Below are 5,446 nucleotides of genomic sequence, written 5' to 3'. Positions count from 1 at the left end.
TGCTGATGCTGCAGCTGTACAGGCTGCCCTGATTGCTTGCCAGATGATTCATTAGAACCCGCAAATGAAACCTTGATGGCGGCTTCTGGATTCAGTGATTCTGTCGGAACGAGAATTTGCTTGTGGGAATTGGTTTGAATTAAATCGTATTTTGATATTTACTTTTATTAAAAAAGGAGAAGTTATGACTTTAGCCAAAGATATTGCGCGTGATTTACTGAAGATTGAGGCTGTTTACCTGAAGCCTGAGAAGCCTTTTACATGGGCTTCCGGTATCAAATCCCCTATTTATACCGACAACCGGGTGACACTGGCCTATCCGGAAACCCGCACCCTTATTGAGAATGGCTTTGTGGAAACCATCAGGCAGGCCTTTCCGGATGCAGAAGTGATTGCCGGAACGGCGACAGCCGGCATCCCGCATGGCGCTATCATTGCTGATAAGATGAACCTCCCCTTTGCTTACATCCGCAGCAAGCCCAAAGACCACGGCGCTGGCAATCAGATTGAAGGCCGTGTCGCTCCGGGTCAGAAAATGGTGGTCATCGAAGACCTGATTTCAACCGGGGGTTCTGTGCTGGACGCGGTTGCAGCAGCCAGGCGCGAAGGAGCAGATGTCATTGGTGCAGCAGCCATCTTTAGCTATGAGCTGCCAAAAGCAGACAAGAACTTTGCGGATGCTGGCGTCAGGCTGGTGACCCTGTCCAATTACACCGAGCTGATCCATCTGGCAGAAGAAGAAGGCTATATCAATGCCGAAGGACTGGCTCTGCTGCAGAGATTCAAAGAGGACCAAGAAAATTGGCAGGCATAGGAAGGAAAGGCTTGATTCGCTTCAGCCTTTTTTCCATAAATCAATCCTAGTCAAGGAACATCATCAGCAAACCAGAAAGCGGGCTGCAGCCTTCTTGGCTCGCTATCTCGTTTTCAGGCTCGGCCAAAAAGGTTCCCCGAACCTTCCTCGCTTACGCATTTTCAGGCTCGGGCTAAAAAGGTTCCCCGAACCTTTTTACTCCCTCAGGCTGCTGGAGCTGACGTGCTTGAAGACAGTTACGGAGACTGTGGCTTTTGCTTTTGGAAATAGATAAATAGCCTTCTTTTTGGTATAATAGGGCTATGTCTAAGTTTTATCATCTGTCTTTTTCGATCCTGCAAAAGTTCATGCTGGTCATTGCCATCCATTGGTTTTTGATGGCTGTTTGGCATATGAACAGCCTGAGCAGTCTGGCTTTGCTGCTCTTTGCCGGTCTGGCTTATCTGGCCTATCGCTGTCGGCTTCATCTGCAAAGGTGCTATCGGGCGGTCATACGGCATAAATTTCTTCTGATGGCGGCGGTTCTGCTTTTTCAGATTATCGTCTTGCTGTCGGCTGAGCTGCTGATTCGTCGGGATGCGGCTGTTGTGTTCACCGGAGCTTTCAAGTATCTGAAAGAATCCTCCATCTCCAGCTATCTGACCCGCAATCCTAACAACATCCCGCTCTTTCTCTACGAGCGCTTGTTTTTCAATCTTTTCGGCGATACCGCTCTCTGGATCATGCAGGGGCTCAATCTTTTTTATGCCAATATTACGGCTCTCATCCTCTACAAGGGCAGTCAGAAGTATTTCTCTCAGCAGACGGCCAATGCGGTCTTTGCCCTCTATATTCTCTTGGTGGGCTTTTCCCCTTATTACCTATCCATGTATACGGATATTCCGCCCTTGCCCCTGATTGCTTTACAGATTTTTCTGGTGCTGGGGCTGCTGAAGGAAGATGAATCTCCCCGCCGGCTGCTTGTCAGAATCCTCCTGCTGGGCATGGTGACCAGCCTGGCCTTCCTGCTGCGGCCGACGGTGATTATTCTGGTTCTTGCCGCCTTCGGTATTCTCTTTTTAAAAGAAATTGGAAGAAATTCTTGCTGGTCTTGGCTGCTTTTTCCCTGAGTTTCGCTGTCAGCTATGCTCCTCTGTCCTATGGTGTCAGCCATCAGACAGAAGTGCCGCTGGTGGAAGGAAAGGGCTTGGCAAAGGGACCCTTGCTTTTTATCAATCTTGGCCTGACCTTTATCGGTCACAATCAGGAGGACATGAAGGAAGGACTCCTGCAGTATATCGATCCGGATAATCGCGATGACTACAATAACGGCATGTTTGCGACGGAGAATGTTGTCAAAGAAATCAAGCGCCGACTCAAGGAGTATACACCGCTGACCTTTCTTTATCATCTTTACTACAAGCAGTCTTTAACCGTGGCAGAAGGCAATTTGGGCTGGCTCTACCGCAGTGTCGAAAATGAGAAGACCCCCTATATTTCGCCGCTGTACCAGGCAACCAAGGACAATGTTTTCGCTCAGTTTGTCCGAGACTTCTTTCTCAATACGGACAAGGGCAGCTATGTCTATTATTCCTTGCTGAAGCAGGCTGTCTGGATTGTCATGGCCTTGGGCCTAGTCTTTTCCCTTTGGAAATACCGGCCGAATGACCATTTGAACTTTCTCATCCTAGCCGTCTTTGGCGGGCTGCTGTTCCTGCAGATTTTCGAAGGGGGCAAGACCCGCTATCTGATTCAGTTTCTGCCGCAGATTTTGATTTTGTCTGCTGTAGGCTTGACCCAGTACCCGCAAGCTCTGGGGAAATTTCGCTTTTGGTCTGGAAAAAAACGCTCAGAAAGGAGCTGCTGAGATGAAAAGACCTATTCCTGTCTATGAACCGCTTTATAAGCTGAAGCCTATTGCTGAGAATATCTGGATCGTGGATGGCGATCTGATTGAGATGGATGCGGTGGTGACCGTTCTGCCATTTTCCACCCGCATGACCGTTATCAAGCTGGCAAATAGTCAGCTCTGGTGCCATTCGCCGATTGCGCCCAATGAAGTGCTGTATAATCAGCTGGATGCTTTGGGACCAGTCGCTCATCTGATCTCACCCAATAAGATTCACTATGCCTACATAGCCGACTGGAAGAAGCGCTATCCAGAGGCCATTGCCTGGTCCAGTCCAGGAGTTGAGCAGCGGGCAGCCAAGCAGAAAATCCCAGTAGCCTTTGATGACCAGCTGACGGACAAGACGCCAGAAGCTTGGGCAGGCCAGATTGACCAGCTGATTTTCAAGGGGAGTGCTTTTATCGAGGAGGCTGTCTTTTTTCACAAGGCCAGCCAAACTCTGATTTTGACAGACCTGATTGAGAATTTCGAGACCGAGCATTTTCCAAGCTGGCTGCGCAGCAAGGCTTACAAACTAGCCCGCATTGCAGCGCCCGATGGCCAAACGCCCATTGACTACCGCATGACTTTTATCGGTCACCAAAGGCAGGCCAAAGAATGCTTGGAGAAGCTGCTGGCTTGGCAATCGGAGAAAATCATCTTAGCCCATGGCCGCTGCTTTCTGGAAAATGGCTCTGCAGAGTTGAGAAGGGCATTGCGCTGGATAAGATAGGAGAAGAAAGCGATATTCTTTAGAACACAGAAGTTCGAGTCAAAAAAATCACGATAAAAAGAAGTTTAGTGTTAAATTTTATCTATAAAATCGTCTTTCTTTTGTTTTTATCTAACCGACCATTATCCATCCATTGAGCTAGACGAAGAGGCTCATGAAATCGAGATATAAGGAGGCATATATGCAACACTCAGCTTGGCACGCTTTGATCAAAGAGCAGCTGCCGGAAGGTTATTTTACCAAGATCAATCATTTTTTGGATGAAGTGTATGCATCGGGAACCATTTACCCGCCGCGGGACAAGGTTTTTAATGCTATTCAGACTACAGCGCTGGCCGATGTGAGGGTGGTGATTCTGGGCCAGGATCCCTACCACGGACCGAGACAGGCTCAGGGATTGAGCTTTTCGGTACCTGATGACATCCCTGCTCCGCCTTCTCTGCAGAATATTCTCAAGGAGCTGGCGGATGATATTGGTGTCAGACAGTCTCATGACCTGACATCCTGGGCCAGACAGGGAGTGCTTTTGCTCAATGCCGGTCTGACGGTTCCGGCCGGTCAGGCCAATGCCCATGCCGGCCTTATTTGGGAGCCGTTCACAGATGCCGTCATCAAGGTGGTCAATGACAAGACAGAGCCGGTTGTCTTCATCCTCTGGGGATCTTACGCCCGCAAGAAGAAAGCTCTGATTTCCAATCCCCAGCACTTGGTCATCGAGTCCAGCCACCCCAGTCCGCTCTCGGCCTACCGCGGATTTTTCGGCAGCCGGCCTTTTTCCAGAGCCAATGAATTTTTAAGTGCCAAGGGCCTCAAGCCCATCAACTGGTTAGCATAGGAGGGATTATGGTCAAGCTGGCAACGATTTGCTACATCGATAATGGAAAAGAATTTCTCATGCTGCACCGCAATAAAAAGCCCAATGACGTCCATGCAGGCAAGTGGATTGGCGTCGGGGGTAAGCTGGAGCGGGGAGAAACACCGCAGGAATGCGCTGCCCGGGAAATTCTGGAAGAAACGGGTCTCAAAGCCAAGCCTGTCCTCAAAGGCATTATCACCTTTCCGGAATTTACACCGGACAATGACTGGTACACGTATGTATTTAAGGTGACCGAGTTTGAAGGACAGCTCATCGACTGCAATGAAGGGACCTTGGAATGGGTGCCCTATGATCAGGTCCTGTCCAAGCCGACTTGGGAGGGGGACCACACCTTTGTCGAATGGCTGCTGGAGGACAAACCTTTCTTTTCAGCCAAGTTCGTCTATGATGGCGACAGCCTGCTGGAGACGCAGGTTGACTTTTATGAATGAAGCGGAGGAAGCATATGCTCTTAATTAAAAACGGCCGGGTCATGGACCCTAAAACTGACTTCGATCAATCGGCTGACCTGCTGGTAGAGGACGGGAAAATCGTAAAAATCGGCCAGCAGCTGGAGGCGGCGGGTGCTCAGATTTTGGATGCTGCCGGTCTGGTGGTTGCTCCGGGCTTGGTAGATATCCATGTGCATTTTCGGGAGCCGGGCCAGACCCACAAGGAAGATATCCATACCGGCTCTCTGGCAGCAGCGGCAGGAGGCTTTACGACCGTTGTCATGATGGCCAATACCAGCCCGACCATTTCCACTGTGGACATCCTGCAGGAAGTGCTGGAGTCAGCTGCTCGGGAAAAGATTCATGTCAAGTCTGTGGCCACGATTACGGAGAATTTTGACGGTCAGCATCTGACCGACTTCAAGGGTCTGCTGGCTGCTGGTGCAGCGGGTTTCTCAGATGACGGCATTCCTCTGACCAGCTCCCGTGTCGTCCGTCAGGCCATGGAGGAAGCCAAGAAAAACGGCACCTTTATCAGTCTGCATGAGGAGGATCCCGGCCTCAACGGCATTTTAGGTTTCAATGAGCAGATTGCCAAGGAGCATTTTCATATCTGCGGGGCGACCGGAGTGGCTGAATACAGCATGATTGCCCGCGATGTGATGATTGCCTATGATACGAAGGCTCATGTCCATATCCAGCACCTGTCCAAGGCGGAGAGCGT

The 5,446-nt window shown here is 50.1% G+C and carries 5 protein-coding genes and 1 pseudogene; all 6 read left to right on the top strand.

Annotated features, from left to right (window positions below; all coding sequences use genetic code 11):
• The first annotated feature begins 184 nt into the window (after positions 1-184).
• Complete coding sequence (gene pyrE / locus STRDD11_RS11290; protein WP_128837385.1) at positions 185-814, top strand: orotate phosphoribosyltransferase; 630 nt, start codon at positions 185-187, stop codon at positions 812-814.
• 302 nt (positions 815-1,116) lie between these two features.
• Positions 1,117-2,660, top strand: a pseudogene (locus STRDD11_RS11285) (glycosyltransferase family 39 protein).
• A 1-nt stretch (position 2,661) separates the two neighbouring features.
• Positions 2,662-3,414 carry a DUF4336 domain-containing protein gene (locus tag STRDD11_RS11280; RefSeq protein WP_128837384.1) on the top strand — a complete coding sequence of 251 codons (753 nt, stop codon included), beginning with the start codon at positions 2,662-2,664 and terminating at the stop codon, positions 3,412-3,414.
• Positions 3,415-3,595: 181 nt separating this feature from the next.
• A complete protein-coding gene (locus tag STRDD11_RS11275) occupies positions 3,596-4,249 on the top strand; it encodes a uracil-DNA glycosylase (RefSeq protein ID WP_128837383.1) in 654 nt (217 codons plus the stop codon).
• An 8-nt stretch (positions 4,250-4,257) separates the two neighbouring features.
• Positions 4,258-4,722 carry an NUDIX hydrolase gene (locus tag STRDD11_RS11270; protein ID WP_128837382.1) on the top strand — a complete coding sequence of 155 codons (465 nt, stop codon included), beginning with the start codon at positions 4,258-4,260 and terminating at the stop codon, positions 4,720-4,722.
• A 14-nt stretch (positions 4,723-4,736) separates the two neighbouring features.
• Positions 4,737-5,446 (top strand): amidohydrolase family protein (locus STRDD11_RS11265; RefSeq protein ID WP_164828493.1); only part of this gene is annotated, 710 nt, incomplete at its 3' end.

Source organism: Streptococcus sp. DD11 (genome assembly GCF_001578865.1).
Taxonomy (GTDB): Bacteria; Bacillota; Bacilli; order Lactobacillales; family Streptococcaceae; genus Streptococcus; species Streptococcus panodentis.
Note: the sequence above shows the minus strand (reverse complement) of the source record. Positions and strands in the feature narration are given on the sequence as shown.